Source organism: Gordonia sp. VNK1 (genome assembly GCF_040049135.1).
Lineage (GTDB): Bacteria > Actinomycetota > Actinomycetes > Mycobacteriales > Mycobacteriaceae > Gordonia > Gordonia oleivorans.
In genome coordinates this window covers 106,394-129,173 of sequence record NZ_JBDZDJ010000016.1, presented here as the reverse complement: position 1 = coordinate 129,173, position 22,780 = coordinate 106,394, and the positions used below count along the sequence as shown (strand labels likewise).

The window sequence follows — 22,780 nt, the reverse complement described above, 5'->3', positions numbered from 1 at the left end:
CGTCTTGGAGCGGTGGCCGTTGCGGTGGGTGGATCGTTCCGCGGAACGCTCGTAACGGCCGGCGCCGATCTTCTCGGTGGCCTCGGCCTCGATCAGAGCTTGCAGGCCGGCGCGCACCAGTTCGGCGAACACCGCGCCGGAATCGGCAGAGGTGAGTGCATCAAGCTGGGCGAGCAGGGCAGAATGGTCGTGGGTCATCGCGTGTGTGTCCTTACTGTGAGTCACTTTGGTAGGTAACTCATTGACCACTACGCGATGGCCCACCTCCAGCCGTCACGACACGCCGCAACAGGGCGTCCTGCCGTGGCTGACGTCAGGCCCGAAACCCCACCACTCCAGGGGACTTACCCTTCCGTGCAGTCATGACGCGCTCGACGCCCTAGATCCCTCCAAGACAGTCGAGCACCTCCGCTCCATCCTCGAGCAGCACGGCCTGCTGGAGCGCCGTGACCATTATCTGGCACTGTTCGAAAAGTGGCTGGCCGCCAAAGAAGCCGCGGCCGATACCCCGGAAACGTGGGCGATCACCCACCGCTTCGCCACCTGGCATCACCTGCGACGCATCCGCGCCAACTCCACACCCGGGCAATCCAGCGAGGGCGCGGTCCGCAACGCGAAACAGGAGATCACCGAGGTCATCAAGTTCCTCAACTGGCTCCACCACACCCACGACCGCACAGCGGAAACGGCCACCCAGCACGACATCGACCAGTACCTGCACTCCGGGCCGACCACCAGACACCTCATACGAACCTTCTTCGTGTGGTGCCGCGCTATGCAGATCAACACCACCGTCACGATCGAGCACCGCTACGCCAAGACCACGCCCTCGTTGACCGATGACCAACGCCTGCAATGGATTCAGACGCTGATGCGTGGAGATGTCACCAGCCTGCACCAACGTGTAGCCGGCCTCCTGATGCTCCTTTACGCCCAACCGATCGGCCGAATCGTCACCCTACAGATCGGCGACCTGGAACTGACCCCCACCGAGCTGCGGATTCGCCTCGGCACCGATCCCACACCCGTTCCGGCGCCATTCGCCGTGTTGATCTACGAACTCCTCGAACATCGCCCCAACCTGCAGACCGCCGGCGCCGACACCATGTATCTGTTCCCCGGATACCGACCCGGCCGCCACCTGCATCCGCAGACCGTCATGCACACCCTTCGCCGCCTCGGGATCAACGTGCGCGGCAGCCGAAACAGCGCCCTGGACAACCTCGTCGCGCTCGCCCCAGCGCCCATCGTCGCTGACATGCTCGGCTACAGCCATCAGGTGACCGCGCGCCATGCAGCACTGGCCGCAGCCACCTACGCCCGCTACGCCCATTCAATTGCCACCACCATCGCCACTCTCAACTGAGAGCGCCACAGCAGCGTCCAGTCTTGGCTCAAGCTTCGCGATCCCAAGGTGCGCGGCGGCTGGAACAGCTGCCTGGGACGGGTGACTTCTGTCGGTAAGGTGCAATGCCGATATCGGATTCGTCACTGCAAGGGGGGTGGACGGTGCGGGAGTTTCAGCGCGGCGCTGTGCGACTCCACATATTCATCACGGGTCGTGGACGGTCGTACACGGCAGGTCTACGGTGCAACGAAGGCGGGCGAGCAGACACTGGCCGAAGATCGTGAAGCGTTTGCGGAGTTGGCCCGAGAGGGTCCTTCGTAGTGAAGAAAGAACGCTGCGCCAGTCAACTCGTCGAGGGGGGTGAGGTTCGGCTGTCAGGGGTTCTCCGAAGCCAGTAGAACACCGCACCTGCTGCGATGACAACGGCACCAATGATGACCGAGACCAGCGGTAAAGCCGCCGCGAGGATCGCGCAGCCCGTGACACCGATCACCGGTACCCACCGTGGGGGGCGGGCCTCATCTCGGGTCAGGGTCCAGGCGGCGGCGTTGGCTATCGCGTAGTAGATCAGCACCCCGAAAGAGGAGAAGCCGATCGCGCCGCGAACGTCGACCGTTGCCGCGACCACGATGACGACCGCCGCCACCGCCAACTCGGCGCGATGGGGCACCTCGAATCGCGGGTGAACTGCAGCCAGCATGTGCGGTAGGTGGTGGTCGCGGGCCATCGCCAACGTGGTGCGGGAAACCCCCAATACCAGAGCCAGCAGTGATCCTAAAGCCGCGACCGCGGCGCCTACCTGCACGACGGGGACCATCCACGCCACCCCGGCACTGCGGACCGCGTCGGTCAGCGGCGCGGTCGAGGAGCTCAACCGGTCGGCGCCCAGCACCGACAACACCGCTACCGCCACCGCCGCATAGACGACCAAGGTTATCCCCAGGGCCAACGGGATTGCCCGAGGAATAGTGCGGGCCGGCTCTCGGACCTCCTCGCCCAACGTGGCGATCCGGGCGTACCCGGCGAAGGCGAAGAACAACAACCCCGCTGCCTGCAACACCCCACCCACGGTGATGTCGGAACCGATGTCCAATCGGCCCACGACCGCCTGCCCCGAGGTCAGGCTGACGACCACCACCAGCGCAAGTACCACCAGAACGACCGAGACGATCACCCGTGTCAGCAGCGCCGACTTCTGCACGCCGCAATAGTTCACCGCGGTCAAGGCGACCACGGCCGCGACCGCGACCGCATGGGCATAGGCGGGACACACATAGACCCCGACGGTCAACGCCATCGCCGCACACGATGCGGTCTTGCCGACCACGAACGCCCATCCAGCCAGATAGCCCCAGAAGTCACCCAACCGCTCGCGCCCGTAGACGTAGGTGCCGCCGGATTGCGGATACCGGGCGGCGAGCCGTGCCGAGGACGTCGCGTTGCAATATGCCACGACCGCGGCCACCATCAGCCCCACCAACAACCCGGAACCCGCCGCTGCCGCAGCCGGTCCCAGCGCAGCGAAGATGCCCGCCCCGACCATCGATCCCAAACCGATCACCACTGCGTCGAACACCCCCAGGCGACGCTGCAACTGCGGTCGATCGTCCCGTGACTGCGTATTCATTGCCCTCCCCGCCCTTGTGCGATCCCGTCGACGATCAGTAACGATAGGCAGTATCGATGGCCGCTACCGATTCAATCTGGTACTCGAACGGCGCTGGCCGACTCCGACACCTTCGACACGAGCCCAAAGCTGTTGGAAGTCAACACCACTGAAACTGAACCGCAGGATTCTGTGTGTTGTGTAGGGCGTCCGCGCACGAAGATCCACGGTCGGCGTGTTGCTGATCAGATAGGACGCCGAGAATGCCGTCCTCTACTGCCCGCTGCGTTCGACGAGATCGCGAATGCGGGTGGTGATGTCGTCGCGGATCAGCCGCATCCGGTCGAGCCCGTCGATGCCACGCAGCGACGGTTCGTCGGTGTCCCACACCTCGAGGGCAACCCCCTCCGGTGTGCTCACCTGTGCTGACGTGCCGACCACGACGACGAGGTCGGCAGCGCGCATCATCTCGTCGGTTAACTGGCGGGTCGGTGATCGCTGACGTCGACATCCACCTCGCCCAGCACCTGCACGGACTGAGCATTCGGCGCGGCGCCGAGCTTCGCCTCGGTCCCCGCCGACGACGGGTCGAGCATGTCCGCGGCGAAAGCGCGGGCGAGACCTTCGGCCATCACCGATTTGCCCCGGTTGCTGACGCACACGAACAGAACTGACCACCGGTTGCTCGTCATCGTCGATCAGCCAGCGGGAATTTCAGACATCTCGGATTCGACTCCTTCGATTCCTTGGATTTCGACACTGCGTCGGTGAAGTGTTGGCGAAGTGCCAGTGACACATACACCAGGCCCACCAGCACCGGTACCTCGATGAGCGGGCCGATCACCCCGGCCAGAGCTTGTCCTGATGCCGCGCCGTAGGTCGCGATGGCTACGGCGATGGCAAGTTCGAAGTTGTTGCCGGCCGCGGTGAACGCCAGTGTCGTGGTGCGCGCGTACCCCAGTCCCATCACGGCGCCGAGAGCGAAGCCGCCGCCCCACATGATGGCGAAGTAGATCAGGAGCGGGATCGCGATGCGCACGACATCCCATGGGTGGGAGGTGATCTGATCGCCCTGAAGAGCGAAGAGGATCACGATCGTGAACAGCAGCCCGTAGAGCGCCCATGGCCCCAATCGCGGTAGCAGTGTGTTCTCGTACCAGTCGCGGCCCTTGGCGCGCTCGCCCAGACGTCGGGTCAAATAGCCCGCCAACACCGGGATGCCTAGGAAGATCAGCACCGACTTGGCGATCTGCCACGGAGAGGTATCGATAGTGGTTCGTTCGAGCCCGAGCCAGCCCGGCAGGGCAGAAAGATAGAACCAGCCGAGCACAGCGAACATGGCCACCTGGAAGATCGAGTTCAACGCCACCAGCACCGCCGCGGCCTCGCGATCGCCACACGCCAGGTCGTTCCAGATGATCACCATCGCGATGCAACGCGCCAACCCAACGATTATCAGCCCAGTCCGGTACTCCGGAAGGTCCGGCAACAGCAACCACGCCAACGCGAACATCAGCGCTGGCCCGACGACCCAGTTCAATACGAGTGACCCGACCAGCATCCGACGGTCGCCGGTCACCGAGTCGAGCCGGTCATAGCGGACTTTGGCCAGCACCGGATACATCATGATCAACAGCCCGAGAGCGATCGGCAGCGAGTTACCGTCGATCTCCACCCCCGCGAGGCTGTCACCGAGGCCGGGCACCACACGACCGAGTAGCAAACCGGCTACCATCGCCGCAGAAATCCACACAGGCAGGAACCTGTCGAGAACGGAAAGTCGGCCGGCAACACCGCTATTCATGCCGCTCACTCCAGAGCCTCGCACGACTTCGACTCCCCCACCACCGCTGCAAGGACACCCAACAACTCCGACAACTGACTCAGCACACCCGTGTTGACCCGGTAGTACACCCACGTGGCACGCCGCTCACTAGTGACCACACCAGCTTCGCGCAGAACCTTCAAATGGTGCGAGATGGTCGGCTGGGACACCGCAAACGAGCCGGAAATGTCGCACACACACGCCTCACCGCCGGGATGCGTGGCCACTTCGGAGACCAACCGCAATCGAACCGGATCCGCGAGCGCCTTCAGAGCCGCCGCCCACCTCGCGGCATCGTCGGTACTCAGACCTTGGCCGGCGCCTACCGCCAGCAGATGCTGTTTCGACACACATCAATATTGACACTGATCTAATCAGTGACGCAAGCTAGTCCACCCCTCACCAGCGGAGGATCGCTGCATGCCCACCAAAGCTCTTGCACGGGAATATGATCAACTCGATATTGACGGTATCCAGTAAAGCACTACGTGTTACGTTGCGCGGCAAAGGAACTCAAGTAAGCGCCCCACCACCACCCCAACCCACGCTGTACGCCACTACGCATGACGTCATCGCGCAAGTCCCAGAAACGCCATCAACGAGCGTTCGACTTCAATGAGCTGTTCGGATGTCAGACGGCCGACGCGCGTCTGAACATTCGACCGTCGTACCGCGGTTAGCTTGTCAACCATCACGTCACTGTCCCGCTCGAGGCCCGAGATCGAATCGGGATCACCCGGGATACGAATCCGCAACAGGGGCGCATCGATGAGCTGGCTCGTCATCGGCGCAACTACCACCGAAAGAGTTGAATCGAACAGGTCATCCTGCACGATGACGGCCGGCCGCGGTTTGGATGTATACACACCACCCGCGACGGTCCAGATTTCGCCGCGAATCACGCCTCGTCGTCCCAAGGCGCGGCGACAGCCTCGACGAAATCCTGCTCATCCCCATCGGCGTCGGCCTCTGCCACGAGAACCGATTGCTTGTGGGCTTGCGCGGCAAACTCTGGCGTTCGTACGTCAGGAACCCAGACCTGCAACGGTCGCAAACCTCGCTCACGCATCCGGCGCCGGTACTCGCCAACCCTGTCCCTCACTGCCATGCCCACACGTTACATGTAACACTCCGGCCTGGCCAGGGTGCGCAGCCCCGAATTGGTTATGCAGGAATCGAATATGCAGGGTTACCAGTAAACCACTGCACAGCCCTACCACTCCAAGGGACTTACCCGCACCCGCCTACAACTCGAGAACCACGCGGAGCGCGGCGTCTACGCGCCGCAACTCTTCATGGGTCAGGTAACCCGCACTCTCTCCGAGTCGCTGTGGATCAACGGCCGCAACCTGCTCAGCCAGGACGCGCGTTGTTCGACCTGCGACCTCCACTTCGGGTCTGAATGTCGCGGCCCGTGCCGACGTTGATGTCGGCGCGACCAGCCAGGTCGAAAGCGGCAACTGGTCCGATTGCACAACCACCGCGTAGCGGGCGCCCGACTGTTCGTGACCGTGGACATCCTTTGGAGCGCGAAGCCGGTACACCTCACCTCGCACGTAACGCCTCCATGTCCCGAAGCACCTGCGCGGCCTCAGCTCGATCGATCGGGTCCTCGGCTAGCGCTTCCGCTTCTTCGCGGAGCGACTTGGCAGCCTTGTGTCTTGCCGCGTCGATGAGCGCAGCGCGGACGGCAGCAGATACCGGCGTTCCGTCTTCCGTCAGGATCGACAGTGCCCGAGAGGTGTCCTCGTCGGGTCGAAATGTGATGGTGTCAGCCACGGTTCCAAGTGTAGTACAAATTGTAAGACAAGCGTCGCGGACGCTTGGAACGCTTTGAGTATCTGAGGACTGTGCAGGAATCGAAGACGCAGGTTTACCGGTAAACCACTGCTTAAGGTGTTGCACAGCAACGGAACTCAAGCCCAACAACCCCGACCCATGCCATTCCATCAGATGGTTACCAGTACAGCGTTGGGTACTCCTCTGCCGCCCATAGCGTTTCGGACGTCGTCGGCTGTCGATGACAGCGTAGCCGGGAGCTTGACACCCAACTTGGGAGCGAGTGTCAGATATGTGGACCAAATCGAAGGCGTTGCCCGGCTCGGCAATGATCGCCACGGGACACCGAGCGCCGAGGCTCCCGCAAACCCTATTTGAGACCCAGTGACACTCAGGCTCCAGCGTCCGGATGTGTCACCGAACGTAGCTCCAGTTGGGGTATGCCAACAAAGTCGTTGGGGTTGCACGTGTACAGCGGAATGCCGTTCGCGATGGCACTGGCCGCGATCAGTGCGTCATATGCTCGCGCACTGGGCTTTCGCCCCGACGAGCGCAATGCCGCCGCGACGCCGCCGAAAGCTCGCGCACTGTCGGCGGTGAATGCAAGAACCTCGAAGTCTGCTTCTGCCTGCTGAACGTGCTGTTGCCTGGCACTTCTCTCGTGGTCGGTGCGCGCCACGTGCGGGCCAACCGAAAGCTCCGCAAGAGTGATTGCGCTGATCACCGACTCCTCAGGCAGCTCGTCAGGATCGGTCAGCCTGCCGAGCAGAATCACGGTTGAGGTGTCCAGCATCCCCCGCGTCGTCGCAACCCGTCCTGTCATAGGGACGAATCCAACACGCTGTCGATGTCAGATCGCAGGACGTCCGGATCGATCTGCGGAAGATTGACGCGCCGACGAATCAACTCTGCCGCGCTCACACTCCTCCTGGGCAAAGACCGAAGTTCGGCCACCGGCTCGCCATCGCGGGTAACCACGATCGTCTCACCACGCTCGACTCGGCGTAACACCTCACCCCCGTTGTTACGCAGATCCCGCACACTCACAACGTCGGTCATGCCGCCCAGTGTATCACCGGTGATACACGAGTCGGTAGCAATTACGCAGCAATCGAATATGCAGGACTACCAGTACGCCACTGCGTATTAATCTGCCGCCCAACGGTTTCACACTGATGCCGGCCGTTGTCGGCAGTCTCATTCATCGGCAGCCGACGGTGAATCGCCCCTTGGCCTGATCTGCGCATCCAGCTACCAGGCGTCGATGAGCCGGATCGCCATCGGCACAACCCCGCAACCCGGACCGGTGGCGTCACCTTCGGGAATTGATGTGATGCCGCAGCTTGCGGATCTCAGCTGAGACCCGACGGCACGACCTTCCCGTCGACGGTCACGGTGACCACGCCGGTCGTGGTGTTCTCGGTGATCTTGCCGTGCTCAAAGGTCACCGTCTCCACGTCGCCCTCGGTGGTGAGGTCGCTGGTGGGAACTCCCAGAGGTCCGGCCGAACCGTTCTGACCGCTCAGCGACGGCGTGCCGTCCGGAGCACGCTCGGTGTTCCACGCGTCCCGGATCTTGCCGGAGGTGACGATGTACGCGGGCGTCCCGGCGTCGTCGTTCTTCGCGATGATCACGCCGCCCTGAAACTGTTGGAACACGACGCCGCTGTCGCGGGTTCCGGCATTGTGGTCGCCGGTCAGCGGCTTGCCGAGGGCCGTCTTCTGCGCGGCGGTCGCCGAGGAGTACTTGGCAGCGATCGGGCCGGTCAAGGTGACCTCGACGTCACGCTCCCCCATGATCGTCACCTGACCCGAGGCGGCCGACGTCGACGACCCCGTGACAGACGAAGTGCTCGTCTCCTCACCGGACGCTGACATCGACGTCGTCGTTGACCCCGTCGACGATGTCATCGACCCTGACACCGACGAGGCGACCGACGATGTTTGCGACGCGGCGTCATTCGCATCGTTGCCACCGCACGCAGAAGCGATCAGCGTGACGGCACACAGTCCGGCGACAACTGTCGTGCGGCGGGTTGCGGGCTGACTCATGTAGTCCTCTCGAAACGTCGAACACCGGCCCGTTCAGGACACGCGAACCGGACATCCCGACCGACTCTATAGGCACAACGGCAGGAACGGAGTTCGAGAGCGGGACCGCTGTCGCGGTCACGCATCTGCACCCGGGCCCGATGCCTGCGACCATGACGGCACCGCCACCGCGAGGGTGTCGGGGTCACCGCCGAGACGTCGAACTTCGTCGAACCACGAACGCATGTTGGGATTGACCGCCCGAACCACGGCAGAACTCTCGACCCGCACATCGTAGGCACGCGAGAGGCCGCTGCCCGGAATCTCCACCGTCGGAGCGAAGGTTCGCCACCCACGGGCGAACCGCGGCACGAACGGCGCGGATTTGCGTCGGAGCGCACCACCGATCACGCTGAACACGTTGGAGATTCGATACGCGAATGTCAGCGAGTTGTGCTGCTCGATCGCGTCCGCTGCCTGACACTTGTTGGTGGACAACCGGTCCCAGTCAAAGCTCAGACCGTGCCGGATTCCGTAGCGCCCGGTTCCCATTGCCTCGCGCACCATCCACAACAGCGATTGATCGGAGTAGAAGCAGTCCTGATACCCACCGCCGACGTCGGAGTGCACGCCGTCGAACCAGACCTGGGCGATGTCGAGGTGGTGCCCGCCCCACAGGCAGGGGGCGAAGATCCGCCGGCGTTCGGCGATGGCGAGGGCCTGGCGAGCGCACGTCACCGTGTCCGACAGAGTCACATCGTGGAACTTGTACTTTCGTCGCGCGATTCCGGGAACCCCCAGCGCACCAACGGTATCGAAGAGCCCCAGGAAGTCGATGGTCACCTCCGCCGCCGGATGACAGTAGGTGCCGAGGTCGGCGACCGCCCGGTCGTACTCGGGCTCCACCGGGGTCGGCTCGGCGGGATCGGCGCTGTACGGCCGGTTTCGGTACAGCGTCATCGCCGTGGGCAGCTTCCCCTGCGCCACCCCCATCGGGGTGAGGAGGCCGACCCGCGCGATCATGCCGCACAGGCTGCGCGCGGTGTAGGCGCCGCGACTGAACCCGAAGACGAACACCCGGTCCCCCGGCGCGTAATTCAGGGCCAGGAACCGATAGCAGTCGGTGATCGCCGCGTCGAGACCGATGCCGAATGCACCACCCAAGAGCCGTTCGACACGACTTCCTCCCGAACCCACGCCACGCGAGTAGTGAACGATCTGCGGTTCACCGTCGGCACCCGAGGACGCGACCGAACGCGCGATCTTCTCCACATTGGAGACGAACTGGTCGTCGGCACTTTTCCATGTCCCGTCGCAGCACACGACGAGGTTCTTGGTCATGGCACAAACCTACGGTGTCGGGAGCCACAATTCAGCGGAAGGTGACCGTCCGACGAGCCTCGAGCGCAACGACCTCCATCATGCGGCCACGGGCACGTCGCCTCGCGCGAGCAGCCGTGCATAGCGACCACCCTGTGCCAGCAGTTCGTCGTGGGTTCCCCGTTCGACGACACGTCCGTGATCGAGCACCAGGATCTGGTCGGCGTCACGAATCGTGGACAGTCGGTGCGCCACCGTGATGGTGGTACGTCCCCGACTGGCGGCGTCGACGGCGGCCTGCACCGCACGTTCGGTCTCGTTGTCCAACGCACTGGTGGCCTCGTCGAGCACGAGGATCTTCGGGTTGCGCAACAGTGTGCGCGCCAGCGCGATTCGCTGCTTCTCACCGCCGGAGAACCGATGCCCGCGGGCACCGACGAGGGTGTCGTAGCCGTCGGGCAGCGCGGCAACGAGATCGTGCACCTGTGCGGCGCGTGCCGCCGCCTCGATCTCGGCATCGCTCGCGTCGGGCCGGGCATGGCGCAGGTTGTCACGGATGCTGGCATGCAGTAGGTACGTCTCCTGCGACACCACACCGACCAGCTTCGCGAGGTCGGCGAGGGAGATGTCGCGGACGTCGACTCCGTCGATGCTCACCGATCCGTGGTCCACGTCGTGCAGTCGCGACACCAGGGAGGCGAGAGTGGTCTTGCCCGAACCGGTTTCGCCGACCAGCGCCAGTGATCCGCCTGCGGGCAGGTCGATGTCGATTCCGTCCAGTGCGTTGGTGGCTGCACCCTCGTAGCGGAACACAACATCGTCAAACCGGACAGCACCACGTGGATCCTGCAGTGGCACCGGATGTTCCGGATCGGCAATGGTGACGGGAAGGTCGAGATACTCGAAGATCCGGCTGAACAGGGCCAGCGAGCTGGTGATGCTGACACCCACATCGAGCAGACCCATCAGCGGACGGAACAGTGCCGCCTGTAGTCCGGTGAAGGCGACCAGGGTGCCGATCGTCATGCCACCGGAGGTCGCCGGCAGTCCGGCCACCAGATAGAGCAGTGCCGGGATCGTCGCGAAGATGATGTTCATCGTCGCCATCCGCCACCGCCCCGACAGCTGTGAACGCACCTCGAGATCGACGAGGCGGTGCGAGGTGTCGGAGAATCGTTCGGCGAGCACGGGTCCCGCACCCAGGGTCTTGGACAGTTGGATGCCGCCGATCGACAACGATTCCTCGATCTGGGTCTGCATGTCGGCGAGGGTGCGCTGCCGTGCGGCGGTGACCTCGCGCCGCATCCGGGCGACGGTGCGGGTCAGCCAGATCGCCGGCGGCACCACCACCAGCGACAGCAACGACAGCTGCCAACTGAGCACCACCATCGCGACGACGGTACCGACGACCGTGGTGAGATTGGCGGCCACCGACGTGGCGGTCGTGGTGACGACGGTCTGCATGCCGCCGATGTCGTTGGTTAGCCGGGATTGCACCTCTCCCCCGCGAGTGCGCGTGAAAAAGCCCAGAGACTGCCGCTGCAGGTGCGCGAACACCCGGGTTCGCAGGTCGTGCATCACGCGCTGCCCGACTGTGGTGGAGATCCAGGTCTGCAGCACACCGAGGACGGAGCTGACGACGGTGATGCCGATCATGGCCACCACCGCCCACACCAGCAGGGTCACGTCCTGTTTCGGGATCGCGTGATCGATCACGGCGCGGACGAGGAACGGATTGGCGAGCGTGATCACCGACGATACGACGATGAGAACCATCACGACGGCGATACGCAGTCGGTAGTGCGTGAACAGCGCCGCGACGCGGCGCAGACTGACGGGACTGTTGTCCAGTTGAATGCGGTCGGCCGGATTCACGCGCGCCGGTCCACCACGTTGAGGCATCACAGATTGAGGGGCTGTCAGGGCACCCACCTCCTTTGATCATGCTGAGGTTCCCTCATGGTATCGCCAGTACCAACTGAGGTAGCATCCCTTTTATGCCCGAGGCACCCGACCACGCCGACGACGCCGACCGCGAATCACTCCGGGACTTGGTGATGACCACCTCCCGCGCCCTGCGTCGCCGATGGGTCGGCACGCTCGATCCCTGGCACCTCTCCCCGCACGAGGCACGGGCCCTGCGGGTCGTCGCCCACAGCGAGAATCCACGCCTGGGCGAGATCGCACAGCGCCTTCGGATCGCCCCCCGATCGGCGACGGAGGTGATCGACCGGCTCGAGGACCGGGGACTGACCGAACGGGTGCCCGACGAACGTGATCGTCGCGCACGCTGTGTGCGCACCACACCCGAAGGCCGACGCGTGCTCGCCGAACTTCAGCAAGCGCAGGCCACCGACGCCGAGGACTTCTTCGCGCTCCTCACCGAGGATCAGCGCACGCAACTCGGCACACTGCTGCGCCGGCTCACCACGGCACACGCCGACGACGATCGGTGCCGGTCGCGCTCCGCACCGACATCGTCCTAGTCACTTCGAGGTCTCATGACATCGGCTTGTGCCACGTCACGGCATACCGGAACAGCGGCAGCAACTTCCATTGCGCACCAGGTAATTCCCGCATCGCACACTGACGTACCTCGGTATACGAGTGCGGCGGCGGCCACACCGTCGGCGCCGAATGCTCCCAGTGGCCACGCCGCAGTGACAGCCACCGATGCTGCGCAACACCGAGCAGACCGAGACCATGTTCCGATATTCGAGTCGGCCGCGCAAGGCCCACCGTGACCAGCGTTCCCCCCGGCGATGTCAGGTCGGACAACCGCCGAAACGCCGCGGACAGGTCGGGGAGGTGATGCAGGGTTGCCACCGAGGCGACGACGTCAAAGGTCCGGCCGAACCGATGGTCCATCACGTCGCCCCGAATCCATTCGATGCCCTTCGCCTCGCTCCGCGCGCGGTCCAACACAGATTCGTCGATGTCGATAGCGACCACCTCGGGAATCCGTTCGCGCAGTTCGACCGCGAGCAGTCCGTCGCCGGTCCCGACGTCGAGCGCGGTGCGCGCATGTGGGGGCAGCGCAGCCATGATCAGCCGATGGTAGTGAATGTTGTGATTCCATCGCGCGCCTGCCCCAGCACCCACGCGACGAGCCGACCAGCCTTCTACTCCCACATCTTTCGACCACTTCATCGGAACGTCACCGGGGTCGATAGGTCAACGCCACGGCTCCGGAACCGAGTTCCTCGCGTCCGGTCAACTCGAGGTCGAGCGGCCGGGACAGCCCGGAGAAGAGCGTCGGCCCATGACCGATCACACGTGGATACACCACGAACTCATACTCGTCGATCAACCCCAACTCGGCCAATGCCAGGGGCAGCGTGACCCCGCCGACGTACAGTCCCCTACCCGGCTGCTGTTTGAGTCGGGTGACGGCGTCGGCGAGATCGCCACGTAGCAACTCCGAGTTCCAGTCGAGCGTGGTCAGGGTAGTCGACACAACGTATTTCTTTGCGGCGTCGATCGTCTCGGCAAACGGTGCGGTCCACTCGGGCATCGTCCCCCGCGGAATCGGAAGTCGCCACGCCGATTCCATCATCTCGTAGGTGATGCGGCCGAAGATGAGAGCGTCGGCACGCGCCAGCGTCGCGGCCGCGCGGCGATGCAGTTCCTCGTCGGGAATCCCCTCGCGATGGTCGCAGCATCCGTCCAGCGAGACGTTGATCGAGTATCGGAGCGGTTGCATGCGACCGATGCTAATGCCAGCCACCTGGTCAGGCGGCCGTGCAGCTTCCGTCGCAGAACACGTCATTGGCGGTCTTGCCGCAGCGACAGGCCGCCATCCGCGTTTCGTGTCTGTCGACCTCCACACCGTCACGGACCTCCACGATGGTGAGGTTGCCGCGCAACAACAGGGGTCCGCCGTCCAGAGGCGTTGCCGTCGTGGATGAGTCGGGCGATTCGCGTATGCCGGAGTCCAGCCGGTACTGCAATGCGCCACTGGGACAGCGACGCACGACCTCGGCCACGACATCCGCGTCGGCCTGCGCGGGATCGATCCACGGCCGGCGTCCGGTGTCGAACACCGCGGGAAGTCCGCGAACGCATTCGGCAAAGTGCCGGCATCGTGCGGCATCGAAGCTGACGGTGATATCCGGTGCCGCGTAATGCTTGCCTTCATCGAAGGGGTCGATATCGTCGGCCATCACGTCTCCTGGGCTGGTGGAGGATTTGCCTTGCCCGGCCCAGTATTCGCGTCCGGTCTCCACGCCGCCACCAAGGGTGGCCTACCCGGCCACACACTCAGCGGGGCCCGATGAGAAATACTGAACCGATGAAGGCGCACGTGAGGCCGCTGGCCGCAGACGACCACGATTCCTGGCTGCCACTGTGGTGCGGCTACCTCGAGTTCTATCGTCATCATCTCAGCGACGCGCAGACCGAGCTCACCTTCCGACGACTGCTCGACGACGCGGTCGACATGTGGGGTGCGGTGGCCGTCGCCGACGGCGTCGTCGTCGGCATCGTCCATTGGCTTACCCACGCATCGACGTGGAGCGAGAAGCCGTACTGCTACTTGGAAGATCTCTACGTCGCGGTCGATGCACGATCCTCTGGTGTGGGGGCCGCACTGATCGAGCATGTGACGGCGTGGGCCGCCGCGCATGACCTTCCCAAGGTGTACTGGCAGACCGCGCAGGACAACTCGACCGCGCGTCGACTCTACGACCGGCTCGCCACCAGCGAGTTCGTGGTCTACGAGGTCGAGGTCGACTGAGGGTCGTCGGGCGTCCCGAGCGTTCCGCGGAACGCTCGGAGGCCGATTCTGTCGGAGAACAACGCACCACCGAACTCGCCCACGCCGCCTGACCACCGGGGCAGGCGTTCCGCGGAACGCTGGAGACTGCAGGCCACCGACCTGCGGCCCACGCTCAAAGCCCGGTCGCGTGCCGAGCGACGACGACCACCCGGACGTCGTCGGCGACCTTGAGCGCACCCATCATCAGTGCGTACGGCTTCACTCCGAAGTCGGTTTGAGTGATCGTCGTGTCGATACCGAACTCCCAGCCCTCGGCGGACTCGGTCACCGTCACCTCCAGTGGATGTGACCTGTCCCGGCCGAGGATGGTGAGTGCTCCGTCGATGCGATACCCGTTGTCGGTCTTCGCAATCGAGGCGGATCGATAGGAGATCGCCGGATTCTTGTTGGCCTTCAACGACTTCAGTGCATTGGCGCGGGCAACCAGCTTCTCCGGACCGCTCAGCGGGGTCACGCCGCCTTCACCCGAACGCACCTGAAGTGAGTCCACCTCGATATGTGCCGCCAGACTCACCGGTTCGTCGTCGTCCAGGATCGCCGTCGCCGACCACTTCTCCCACTCGATCGTCAGGCGATGTCCGGTCCGCGCCGCGGGACCGGTGACGCCGGTGTGCGCGGTCACCGAACCATCGTCGGCGGTGAAATCCCAGGTGCGCTCGCTCATGCCTGCGACTCTAGATCGCGCGGTCGGCAATGTCACTGGTGCCGAATGCCCCTTGCGGCCGTGAAGGATTCCTGCCATCCTTGGTCACCATGACTCACGGAAAGGCGTACTCCGCCTCCATCGCATGAGGCGCGGTACCACTCGGGGAACCACGATTTCCCGAGGTTCGCTCGCCGATTCCCTTCTGACCGATCAATCACACGCGGTCGTGTGCGCCCGCAACCGGTGGCTCCGTATCGGGATGTCCACCGAGCCCTCGGATCGGTCGGCCGCCGAAGACACAGTCGCCGAGCTGTATCACCTCTGCAACCGCCCCCGACCGCACTTCACCTGGACCGACTCCCCGGAATCTGGGGCCGGGATCGTCAGTGGTGCAACAGATCACGCATCGCGGGACATCGCCTCGCTGATCACCGGGACGCGATCACGGATCGACCAGCGCATCCGCCTGCGGATGAATACCGAACCGTACCCCTATCGCCGGGCGCCACAGGCCAGGTTCCTGTCGATCGATATGGCCATCCGGGAAGGTATCGGTGTCGACGACGTGATCCGCGCCGCCCTGCACGACGCACTGCGCACGACGATCTTCGATTCGATCGCACCGGCGATCCGCACCCTCGTGCCCGCACAACCCAACGTCGTCACGTGGTACGGACAGCACGAGGCGCATCGTCTGGCGTGTCATGACGTCTATCGTGCGCTCGGACTGATCGGATTCACCCGCCGTGAACTTCACGTGCTGGACCTGCAGATTCGGATCGCCGAGTCCACAGGCTGGTGGTGGCCGCTCGACGGCGTGTGCGTGATGTCCGAGCGGCCGACCGGGCTGCGTACCGAACCGACCCCGGGCGCCGTTCACGACGAACGCCGTCTCCATGCCAATTCTTCACAGGCTGTCGAATTCGCCGACGGGCAAAGTGTTTTCGCGATCCACGGGACGACCGTGCCGCACTGGGTTCTCGACGATCCGTCGCCCGAACGCATCGCGGCCGAACGCAACATCGAGATCCGACGGTGCGCCATCGAACGCATCGGCTGGGACACCTACGTGGCGTCGGCCCGACTGTCACTGGTCGACGAGACCGATGACCCGGGCAACGCGGGCCATCCCCTCCGCCTGTACGCACCACCGCCGGAATGGAGACGTCGTGATCGAATATTGCTGGCGACCAACGGTTCTGTGGAACGCGATGGCACTCGTCGCTGCTACGGACTCACCGTGCCGCAATGGTTGCCGACAGGCCTCGCCGCCGCCGGATGGACCTACGGCCTCAGCGCCGAGACCTATTCACAGCTCACCCGGCGCACCTGACCGACCCCTGATCCGTCACTCCCCCAACCACTCCCGACCACACACAGGTGACCTCATGACCACACCCACGCTGACCCAACTCACCGCGCGATCCGGACTTGACGTCCTCGATCATCTCGACCGCTACATCGCCATCCCGGTGACCGCCGGGATGCAGGCCCAGGGCGACCTGATCGTCATCCCATTCGACGTCGTCGCCGACGTCGTCATCGTCCACCTCAGGGCACGGTGGACGACGGTTCCGCAGGCCGGGATCGAAGTGCTGCGCAGCGGTTCCGGCGGGAATCCGCACACCCTGATCGCCGACGACGACCGATGCGAATGGACCACCGGTCACCACGATTCCGAATTCCTCACGCTCGGCGTCCTCGACACTCGCACAACGGCCTATCTGATCCACCCCGAACACGGGGCGAGCGGTATCGCACCGGGCCGATATGTCATCCGGCGGCAACGCGAAGGGGGCGTCGGCACTCGCCCCGGCGGACGATTCGTCGTCGACTGAGCCCCGCGGCGAACGGTTCCGCGGTCAGGCGGAAGGCTGCGGCGCCGGCACCAGTCGGGGAACCACGCGTACCAGCACCACCATCCCGATCACCTCGACCAGCGTCTGGGCGACCACCACGACCGCCGCGGACTCCAGCCCGGCCGGCAGCGCGAGCGCCAACGGAAGCACCACAAGCGAATTGCGGGTCACGCCGGTGAACACCACGGCGCGCCGAGCCGGCACGCCGAACCCGAACCACTTGCCGACACCCACACCGACGAGTGTCATCACGACGATGAAGGCGACGTAGAACGGGATCACTTCGGCCACCGCACCGAGACCGTCGCGCACCGCCGGAATCTGGCAGGCGACCACGACCGCGAGGACCACCATCATCAGCGGCACCATCAATGCCGATGCCCCCGAGGAGAATCGCCGACCGGACCGATGCGCCGACGCCCACCACTGAGTGAGCCACGCCGCGGCGAGCGGGATCACGATGAGGGTGAGAAAGGCCATCAGAAACGGTTGCGCGTCAACCACATCGGCAAGGTCGGCGCCCATGAACGCCCACAGGAACACCGGCAGCATCACCATCTGCAGCAGGAGCAGCAGCGGCGTGGCCGACAGCAACCGGCGACCGTCACCGCCGGCCAGTCCGCTGAACACGATGACGTAGTCGACACACGGACACAGCAGGACCAGCAGCACACCGACCCGGATGGCCTGATCGACCGGCAGGAAGTGGTACATCGCCGCGACCACCACCGGGACCACCACGAAGTTGATCACCACCACGGCGAGCAGAAATCGGCCGTCGCGCAGCGCGGTGAGCAGTGCCCGCGCCGGCACCTGGAGAAAGGTGACGTAGAGCAGCGCGGCGAGTGCGGGGCTGATCAAAAGTTCGAGAGTGGGCCCGGCGTCGGGAACTCCGAGTCCGACGATCATCCCCACCGCGATCGCCACCAGATACAGCGGCACCTGATGGCGTTCCATCCGGTCGACCACGCCGACTCACCACTCCCCTCGCGTGCCGGCGCGCGCCTCCGACGCCGGATCAGCGCAGTTTGGCGCCGTAGACGCGAGTGATGTGCAAGGTCATCAGCACCCGGCGGTCCGACACCATCACGCTGCGGTACTCCGCCCAGTCGGGATGCTCGCCCGCGCCGAGCCGATAGTAGTCGACGAGTGCGTCGACCTCCGGTCCGTCGGGGTCGGTGCCCGGTCCGGTCAAGGTGACCGTTCCCTCGGCGGTCGCCCAGGTGTACCCGTCGGGGCCAGTGAATTCGATCGCCGCCCGGGGATCGCGACGCAGATTCGCGGTCTTGGCGCGTCCCTCGGTCATCGACACCTGGATGATGTCGGCGTCGGCGTCGAAGACGGCCGTCACCGGCGACAATTGCGGCATTCCGTTGGATTTGATGGTGGCGAGAATCGCCAGCCGGGTTTCGGCGATAAGCGTTCGGGGGTCGAATTCGGAGTCAGCCATGTCCATGGCCAACTCTGTCGTCCGTTCGTGCATTTCGAGACGCTGCGCCCGATACTGTCGGCGGCACCACGTAGGGTTCTCGAGGGACATCGAAAACGGACAATTCGGAGGATGCCGCACCATGGCTGCTCGCTCACTCGGGCGCGGAGAGAACACCACTGTGTCATCGCCATCGCTGACCATCGCGGTCAGCGGAGCGCCGGTCGACATCGTCGCGTTTCTGCTCGCAACCGACCGACGCGTGCGCACCGACGCCGATTTCGTGTTCTTCAACAATCCGCGGAGTCCGGAGGGCGGGGTGATTCTCACCGGACCGTCGACCCTCGCTATCGACCTGGCGGCGTTGCCTCCCGAGGTGGATCGCATCGCCATCGGTCTGTCGATCGACGCTCCGGCGACGCTGGGTGCCTCGTCGATCACCACCACGATCACCGACGGCGCCGACACCATCAGCGCCCCGGCGCAGGGACTGACCGTCGAGCGGGCCGCCGTCCTCGTCGAGGTGTACCGACGTGGCGCCGGCTGGAAGGTCCGCAGCGAATCGGCCGGCTGGGAGGGCGGATTCGCCGCGCTCGTCCGCGAGCACGGCGTCGACGTCGATGACGAACCGACTGCGACACCACCTGCGGCGCCCGCAAACCCGGGCGTTCCGGCCGCACCGGCCATTCGCATGGTCAAGGGCGAAGAGAAGCTGTCCCTGGAGAAACGTCAGACACTGAACCTGCGAAAAGAGCAGGTGCACAAGGTCCTTCTCACCAAGGGTGCCGCCGGCGCCACCGCGCGGGTGATCCTGGTGATCGACAAGACGATGTCGATGCGCAAACTCTACAAGCAGCGCACCGTCCACCGGGTGGTGGAGCGCATGATCCCGGTGGCCACCCAACTCGACAGCGACGGCAACTTGGAGGCCTACCTCTACGGCAGCGGGTACGCGCAACTCCCCGACGTCACCGTCGCCGACGCCGACCGCTGGATGGACACCTACGTACACCTGACCGGCCGGCACGGACCCCCGCTGGGTCCGGAGATCGACTACGACCGCCAGATCGGTGGCGTCAACGAAGAGCTGCCGATCATGAACGCACTCCTCGGTGACGTCACCGATCGTCAGCCCGTGTTGGTGCTGTTCTTCACCGACGGCGGATTCCATTCGAAGGTTCCCAAGATCCGGTCGCTCATTCACGACGCCGCCCGCCTGCCGGTGTTCTGGCAGTTCATCGGTCTGGGCCGCAACCGTTTCGGAATCCTGACCGAACTCGACACTCTCACCGGCCGGGTCGTGGACAACGCCGGATTCTTCGCCATCGACGATGTCGACAGGATGAGTGACGCCGAACTGTACGAGCAACTGCTCTCCGAATTCCCGGACTGGTTGCGTGAGGTCGTCCGGCTCGGCATCGTCGACGCGCGATACGGTGCGCGGTAGCCGATGTACGACGACGCTCCGGGATCACCCACCGACGATCCCGTCCATCCCGACCTGAGACTCGCCGCCCGACTGCTTCCTCGAACGATCGTCACGGGCGCCACGATCCGCCCCTTGAAGGCGTTGAGTCGCCGACTCGCCGGCCGCCGGCCCGCGGGTGTGGACGTTCACGATCTCGGCGACGGCGTCGCCGTCCGTGTTCATCGTCCCGCCGACGACGATGTCACCACGGCGTCGTCCGGTGGCGCGATGCTGTGGATGCACGGTGGTGGGTATGTGATCGGTTCGGCGGCCGGGGACGACCAGCGGTGCAGTGAGTTCGCTCGGCGCCTCGGCATCGTCGTGGCCGCGGTCGAGTACCGTTTGGCGCCCGGACATCCGTATCCGGTACCGCTGCAGGATTGCCACCTCGCACTGGAATGGCTTGCGCGACAATCCGACGTCGACGCCGACCGCATCATCCTGGGCGGTGCGAGCGCGGGCGGCGGACTGGCCGCGGCACTGGCCCTGCGGTGCCGCGACGTCGGCGACTTCGCACCACGCTTTCAGCTGTTGGTCTACCCGATGATCGACGACCGCACCACCGAGGACCCGGCCGGCGATCCCGCCCGGCTGCGTGTGTGGAGTCCGCGCTCCAATCGCGTGGCGTGGGCGGCCTACCTCGGCGGCGCCGACCCGGTTCTCGTCGCCCCGGCCCGTCGCGACGACCTGCACGGTCTACCACCGACGTGGATCGGCGTCGGCACCCGCGACCTGTTCCACGACGAGGATCTCGCCTACGCGCGCCGCCTGTCCGACGCCGGTGTTCCCGTCACGTTCGACACCGTGCCCGGCGCCTTCCACGGATTCGACATCGTCGCACCGAAACTCCGGGTGTCCCGCGAATTCCTCGGTCGGCAGTGCGAGATCCTGGCCGGGGTCATCGGCACCTGGTGACGCGCCGGGGAGAGTGTGAGTGCCGGGAGTGAGACGTGCTCCCGGCTCTCGGTGGGCTCTGGCGAGTTGTATTCCCCCTGTGGGAGGGGTTTTTCGCGTGTCCACCGCCTCTCGACGGTACCCACCGTGTCCAGTGCCGTTCGTGGCACCACGCGTATCGGCGACCGCTTCTCCACCGCTTTGGTGTCACGACGGGACTGGCCGGTCCCTCGCTACCACTACTCACGCATGAACACCGTCCGGCCTTGCGGGCCGTGCGATGCCCCGATTCCCGTTGCCGGGTCAGGGATTAGGACACTGTCACATGTCGCCGGGGAAAGGCTTTCGCTGGGTATCGCATATCGGATTCGAACCGATAACCTGTCGGTCTGCAACCAACTGCTCTGTCCAATTGAGCTACTGCATTTCTCGACGGAGGATGCGCTTTCCCTGCGGCTCCGTCCCTTTGGAGGACGGAATACCGCACACCCTCGATCCTTCGGCTGTCGGGCCTATCAGATCTCTTCCGCTGCAACGAAGCCGCCACGCCCCGTGTTCACGGTCATGGGACACGCCCTCGACTGACGATCTCGGACCGATGTCCCTTCCTCTGTCGCACACACCGTTGCCACCGACATCGTCCTGGCGTGACGATGGGTCACCGATTGGCTCTCCCGACCCTGCGGCCGTCGGATTCGCTTCGGGTGTGCCTCCACCCGGAGGTGAAGGTTCCGACTCGGAGTGCATGGGGTACCGGAAATCTCTCCCCGGCGACGGATGTCACCCGCCTTTCACCGGGTTGCCCCGGCTTATGTGCCATGCCACGAAATACAGACTGTAGAAGGCCACAACGTGGTGGCGCAACGGAATTAACGCCCGGGCTTGTCAGGCTTCGGGCAGGCGGTCGAGCACCTCGCGTGCGGCGGCGACGGCCCGCTCGGCAGAACGGAGTTCGCCGGCCGCGGCCGTGGCCGCGTCGTCGGCGGTGGAGTGCCGTCGCCTGGCGAAGCCCAACTCCTGCTCGGCGCGTGCGAGTTCGGCTCGGAGCCGGTCGGTTTCGTCGGTCAGCGTGCCCACCTCGGCGGCGGCGGCCGAAACCGATTCCGCCGCATCGCTCACCGCCTGCTGCGCGTCGTCGCGGCGGGATTCGGCACGTCGCAGTTCGGCTTCGGCGTGGCGACGTCGCGTCTCGATTTCGGCCGCTTCGGTGGCATCGTCCGCGCCGGCATTCGCCTGGTCCGCCGGGTCCTCGGTGGGCGCATCGGGCACGGCGACGATGCCGGCCGGACCGAATCCGCTGTATTCGGCGGCGACCACCAGCCGGCCGCGGCCGAGTAGGCGCGCGGTGGCCTCGTCGGCGATCGCCGCCCGCAGGGTCTGGGTGATCTCCCGTTCGGTCGCCGGCGACATCCGGGCACCGAGGTCGGCGGCCACCTCGCCGATGCCGGCGGCCGCATCGACGATGACGTGCCGCCGTCGGTCGGCGAGGTCGCGCAGCCGCCCGAGGGCACCGCGTCGTTGCGCCTCACGCAGTGCGGTGCCGAGTTCGACGATCGCGTCGATGCCGTCCGGGTGGCGTCGAATCCACTGGTTGAGGATCCAGGCGGACTGTGTGGGGCGCCGCAGCGCGGTGATGGTGGCCGCGAGGTCCCGATCGCCGCGCTGCCGTGCCCCTTTCGCATACACGTTACGCCGCGCGGTGAAGTCCGCCGGTGTGAGCCCGTACAGTTCGTCGGCGATCTCATCGAGATCGGCGGGGGCGTCGGTCATGACTCGATCACACCATGCCCGGCGCACAC

Annotated in this window: 27 protein-coding genes, 1 tRNA gene and 1 pseudogene; 7 read left to right on the top strand and 22 right to left on the bottom strand. The window is 65.1% G+C overall.

The window, feature by feature from the left end:
* A partial coding sequence (locus ABLE94_RS18750; protein WP_348809489.1) for a transposase occupies positions 1–198 on the bottom strand: 198 nt, incomplete at its 3' end.
* A 43-nt stretch (positions 199–241) separates the two neighbouring features.
* On the opposite strand from ABLE94_RS18750, the gene ABLE94_RS18745 reads away from it, so the two are divergent.
* Positions 242–1,366, top strand: coding sequence for a site-specific integrase (locus ABLE94_RS18745; RefSeq protein ID WP_348809488.1), 1,125 nt, complete (start codon positions 242–244; stop codon positions 1,364–1,366).
* Positions 1,367–1,691: 325 nt separating this feature from the next.
* Here the strand turns inward: ABLE94_RS18745 and ABLE94_RS18735 are convergent, their stop codons facing one another.
* From ABLE94_RS18735 to ABLE94_RS18675, 13 genes and pseudogenes are all read right to left on the bottom strand, one after another.
* Positions 1,692–2,975 carry an APC family permease gene (locus ABLE94_RS18735; RefSeq protein WP_348805822.1) on the bottom strand — a complete coding sequence of 428 codons (1,284 nt, stop codon included), beginning with the start codon at positions 2,973–2,975 and terminating at the stop codon, positions 1,692–1,694.
* Between the two features lie 252 nt (positions 2,976–3,227).
* Positions 3,228–3,646, bottom strand: a pseudogene (locus ABLE94_RS18730) (arsenate-mycothiol transferase ArsC).
* Positions 3,643–4,758, bottom strand: coding sequence for an ACR3 family arsenite efflux transporter (arsB, locus tag ABLE94_RS18725; RefSeq protein WP_425476243.1), 1,116 nt, complete (start codon positions 4,756–4,758; stop codon positions 3,643–3,645). The pseudogene ABLE94_RS18730 and the gene arsB overlap by 4 nt, the downstream one beginning before the upstream one ends.
* 5 nt (positions 4,759–4,763) lie before the next feature.
* Positions 4,764–5,129 (bottom strand): ArsR/SmtB family transcription factor, encoded by a 366-nt coding sequence (locus ABLE94_RS18720; protein WP_348805823.1) that lies wholly within the window; start codon positions 5,127–5,129, stop codon positions 4,764–4,766.
* A 219-nt stretch (positions 5,130–5,348) separates the two neighbouring features.
* The gene (locus ABLE94_RS18715; RefSeq protein ID WP_348805824.1) at positions 5,349–5,681 is read right to left on the bottom strand and encodes a type II toxin-antitoxin system PemK/MazF family toxin; all 333 of its coding nucleotides are present in this window, start codon (positions 5,679–5,681) and stop codon (positions 5,349–5,351) included.
* Entirely contained in the window at positions 5,678–5,887 is a 210-nt protein-coding gene (locus ABLE94_RS18710; RefSeq protein WP_164309804.1) for an antitoxin MazE-like protein, read from the bottom strand. Before ABLE94_RS18710 ends, ABLE94_RS18715 begins: the two co-directional genes overlap by 4 nt.
* 136 nt (positions 5,888–6,023) lie before the next feature.
* A complete protein-coding gene (locus tag ABLE94_RS18705; protein WP_425476242.1) occupies positions 6,024–6,323 on the bottom strand; it encodes a type II toxin-antitoxin system PemK/MazF family toxin in 300 nt (99 codons plus the stop codon).
* A 1-nt stretch (position 6,324) separates the two neighbouring features.
* Positions 6,325–6,558: a hypothetical protein gene (locus ABLE94_RS18700; protein ID WP_348805826.1), complete on the bottom strand. Its 234-nt coding sequence runs from the start codon at positions 6,556–6,558 to the stop codon at positions 6,325–6,327.
* A 391-nt stretch (positions 6,559–6,949) separates the two neighbouring features.
* Positions 6,950–7,351, bottom strand: a complete 402-nt coding sequence (locus ABLE94_RS18695; protein ID WP_348805827.1) for a type II toxin-antitoxin system VapC family toxin — start codon at positions 7,349–7,351, stop codon at positions 6,950–6,952.
* Positions 7,352–7,377: 26 nt separating this feature from the next.
* Positions 7,378–7,617: a type II toxin-antitoxin system Phd/YefM family antitoxin gene (locus ABLE94_RS18690; RefSeq protein ID WP_348805828.1), complete on the bottom strand. Its 240-nt coding sequence runs from the start codon at positions 7,615–7,617 to the stop codon at positions 7,378–7,380.
* 293 nt (positions 7,618–7,910) lie between these two features.
* Positions 7,911–8,609 (bottom strand): LGFP repeat-containing protein, encoded by a 699-nt coding sequence (locus tag ABLE94_RS18685; protein ID WP_348805829.1) that lies wholly within the window; start codon positions 8,607–8,609, stop codon positions 7,911–7,913.
* Positions 8,610–8,726: 117 nt separating this feature from the next.
* Entirely contained in the window at positions 8,727–9,929 is a 1,203-nt protein-coding gene (locus tag ABLE94_RS18680) for a T6SS phospholipase effector Tle1-like catalytic domain-containing protein (protein ID WP_348805830.1), read from the bottom strand.
* 78 nt (positions 9,930–10,007) lie between these two features.
* Complete coding sequence (locus tag ABLE94_RS18675) at positions 10,008–11,810, bottom strand: ABC transporter ATP-binding protein (RefSeq protein WP_348805831.1); 1,803 nt, start codon at positions 11,808–11,810, stop codon at positions 10,008–10,010.
* A 95-nt stretch (positions 11,811–11,905) separates the two neighbouring features.
* Between ABLE94_RS18675 and ABLE94_RS18670 the strand changes: the two genes are divergently transcribed.
* Complete coding sequence (locus ABLE94_RS18670; RefSeq protein ID WP_348809487.1) at positions 11,906–12,394, top strand: MarR family winged helix-turn-helix transcriptional regulator; 489 nt, start codon at positions 11,906–11,908, stop codon at positions 12,392–12,394.
* 13 nt (positions 12,395–12,407) lie between these two features.
* On the opposite strand, the gene ABLE94_RS18665 is transcribed toward ABLE94_RS18670, so the two are convergent.
* The 3 genes from ABLE94_RS18665 to ABLE94_RS18655 all read right to left on the bottom strand — a co-directional run bounded on the left by ABLE94_RS18665 (position 12,408) and on the right by ABLE94_RS18655 (position 14,134).
* Positions 12,408–12,953 carry a class I SAM-dependent methyltransferase gene (locus ABLE94_RS18665; protein ID WP_348809486.1) on the bottom strand — a complete coding sequence of 182 codons (546 nt, stop codon included), beginning with the start codon at positions 12,951–12,953 and terminating at the stop codon, positions 12,408–12,410.
* 112 nt (positions 12,954–13,065) lie between these two features.
* Entirely contained in the window at positions 13,066–13,611 is a 546-nt protein-coding gene (locus ABLE94_RS18660; RefSeq protein WP_348809485.1) for a dihydrofolate reductase family protein, read from the bottom strand.
* A gap of 28 nt (positions 13,612–13,639) precedes the next feature.
* On the bottom strand, positions 13,640–14,134 hold the full coding sequence (locus ABLE94_RS18655) for a (4Fe-4S)-binding protein (protein ID WP_348809484.1): 495 nt from the start codon (positions 14,132–14,134) through the stop codon (positions 13,640–13,642).
* 65 nt (positions 14,135–14,199) lie between these two features.
* On the opposite strand from ABLE94_RS18655, the gene ABLE94_RS18650 reads away from it, so the two are divergent.
* Complete coding sequence (locus ABLE94_RS18650) at positions 14,200–14,643, top strand: GNAT family N-acetyltransferase (protein WP_348809483.1); 444 nt, start codon at positions 14,200–14,202, stop codon at positions 14,641–14,643.
* A 154-nt stretch (positions 14,644–14,797) separates the two neighbouring features.
* On the opposite strand, the gene ABLE94_RS18645 is transcribed toward ABLE94_RS18650, so the two are convergent.
* Positions 14,798–15,349, bottom strand: coding sequence for a YceI family protein (locus ABLE94_RS18645; RefSeq protein WP_348805842.1), 552 nt, complete (start codon positions 15,347–15,349; stop codon positions 14,798–14,800).
* Positions 15,350–15,590: 241 nt separating this feature from the next.
* On the opposite strand from ABLE94_RS18645, the gene ABLE94_RS18640 reads away from it, so the two are divergent.
* Both ABLE94_RS18640 and ABLE94_RS18635 read left to right on the top strand, forming a co-directional pair.
* On the top strand, positions 15,591–16,664 hold the full coding sequence (locus tag ABLE94_RS18640; RefSeq protein WP_348805843.1) for a DUF6745 domain-containing protein: 1,074 nt from the start codon (positions 15,591–15,593) through the stop codon (positions 16,662–16,664).
* A gap of 55 nt (positions 16,665–16,719) precedes the next feature.
* A complete protein-coding gene (locus ABLE94_RS18635) occupies positions 16,720–17,169 on the top strand; it encodes a DUF8820 family protein (protein WP_348805844.1) in 450 nt (149 codons plus the stop codon).
* A gap of 24 nt (positions 17,170–17,193) precedes the next feature.
* On the opposite strand, the gene ABLE94_RS18630 is transcribed toward ABLE94_RS18635, so the two are convergent.
* Together ABLE94_RS18630 and ABLE94_RS18625 are read right to left on the bottom strand one after the other, a co-directional pair.
* On the bottom strand, positions 17,194–18,147 hold the full coding sequence (locus ABLE94_RS18630; protein WP_348805950.1) for an arsenic resistance protein: 954 nt from the start codon (positions 18,145–18,147) through the stop codon (positions 17,194–17,196).
* A 61-nt stretch (positions 18,148–18,208) separates the two neighbouring features.
* Positions 18,209–18,640 carry a PPOX class F420-dependent oxidoreductase gene (locus ABLE94_RS18625; protein WP_348805845.1) on the bottom strand — a complete coding sequence of 144 codons (432 nt, stop codon included), beginning with the start codon at positions 18,638–18,640 and terminating at the stop codon, positions 18,209–18,211.
* Between the two features lie 121 nt (positions 18,641–18,761).
* Here ABLE94_RS18625 and ABLE94_RS18620 point away from each other — a divergent pair, with 121 nt between their 5' ends.
* On the top strand, positions 18,762–20,066 hold the full coding sequence (locus tag ABLE94_RS18620; protein WP_348805846.1) for a VWA domain-containing protein: 1,305 nt from the start codon (positions 18,762–18,764) through the stop codon (positions 20,064–20,066).
* Positions 20,067–20,069: 3 nt separating this feature from the next.
* The gene (locus tag ABLE94_RS18615; RefSeq protein WP_348805847.1) at positions 20,070–21,002 is read left to right on the top strand and encodes an alpha/beta hydrolase; all 933 of its coding nucleotides are present in this window, start codon (positions 20,070–20,072) and stop codon (positions 21,000–21,002) included.
* 335 nt (positions 21,003–21,337) lie between these two features.
* Here the strand turns inward: ABLE94_RS18615 and ABLE94_RS18610 are convergent.
* A tRNA-Cys gene (locus tag ABLE94_RS18610) sits at positions 21,338–21,408 on the bottom strand.
* Between the two features lie 458 nt (positions 21,409–21,866).
* Positions 21,867–22,751 (bottom strand): hypothetical protein, encoded by an 885-nt coding sequence (locus ABLE94_RS18605; protein WP_348805848.1) that lies wholly within the window; start codon positions 22,749–22,751, stop codon positions 21,867–21,869.
* Positions 22,752–22,780: the final 29 nt, after the last annotated feature.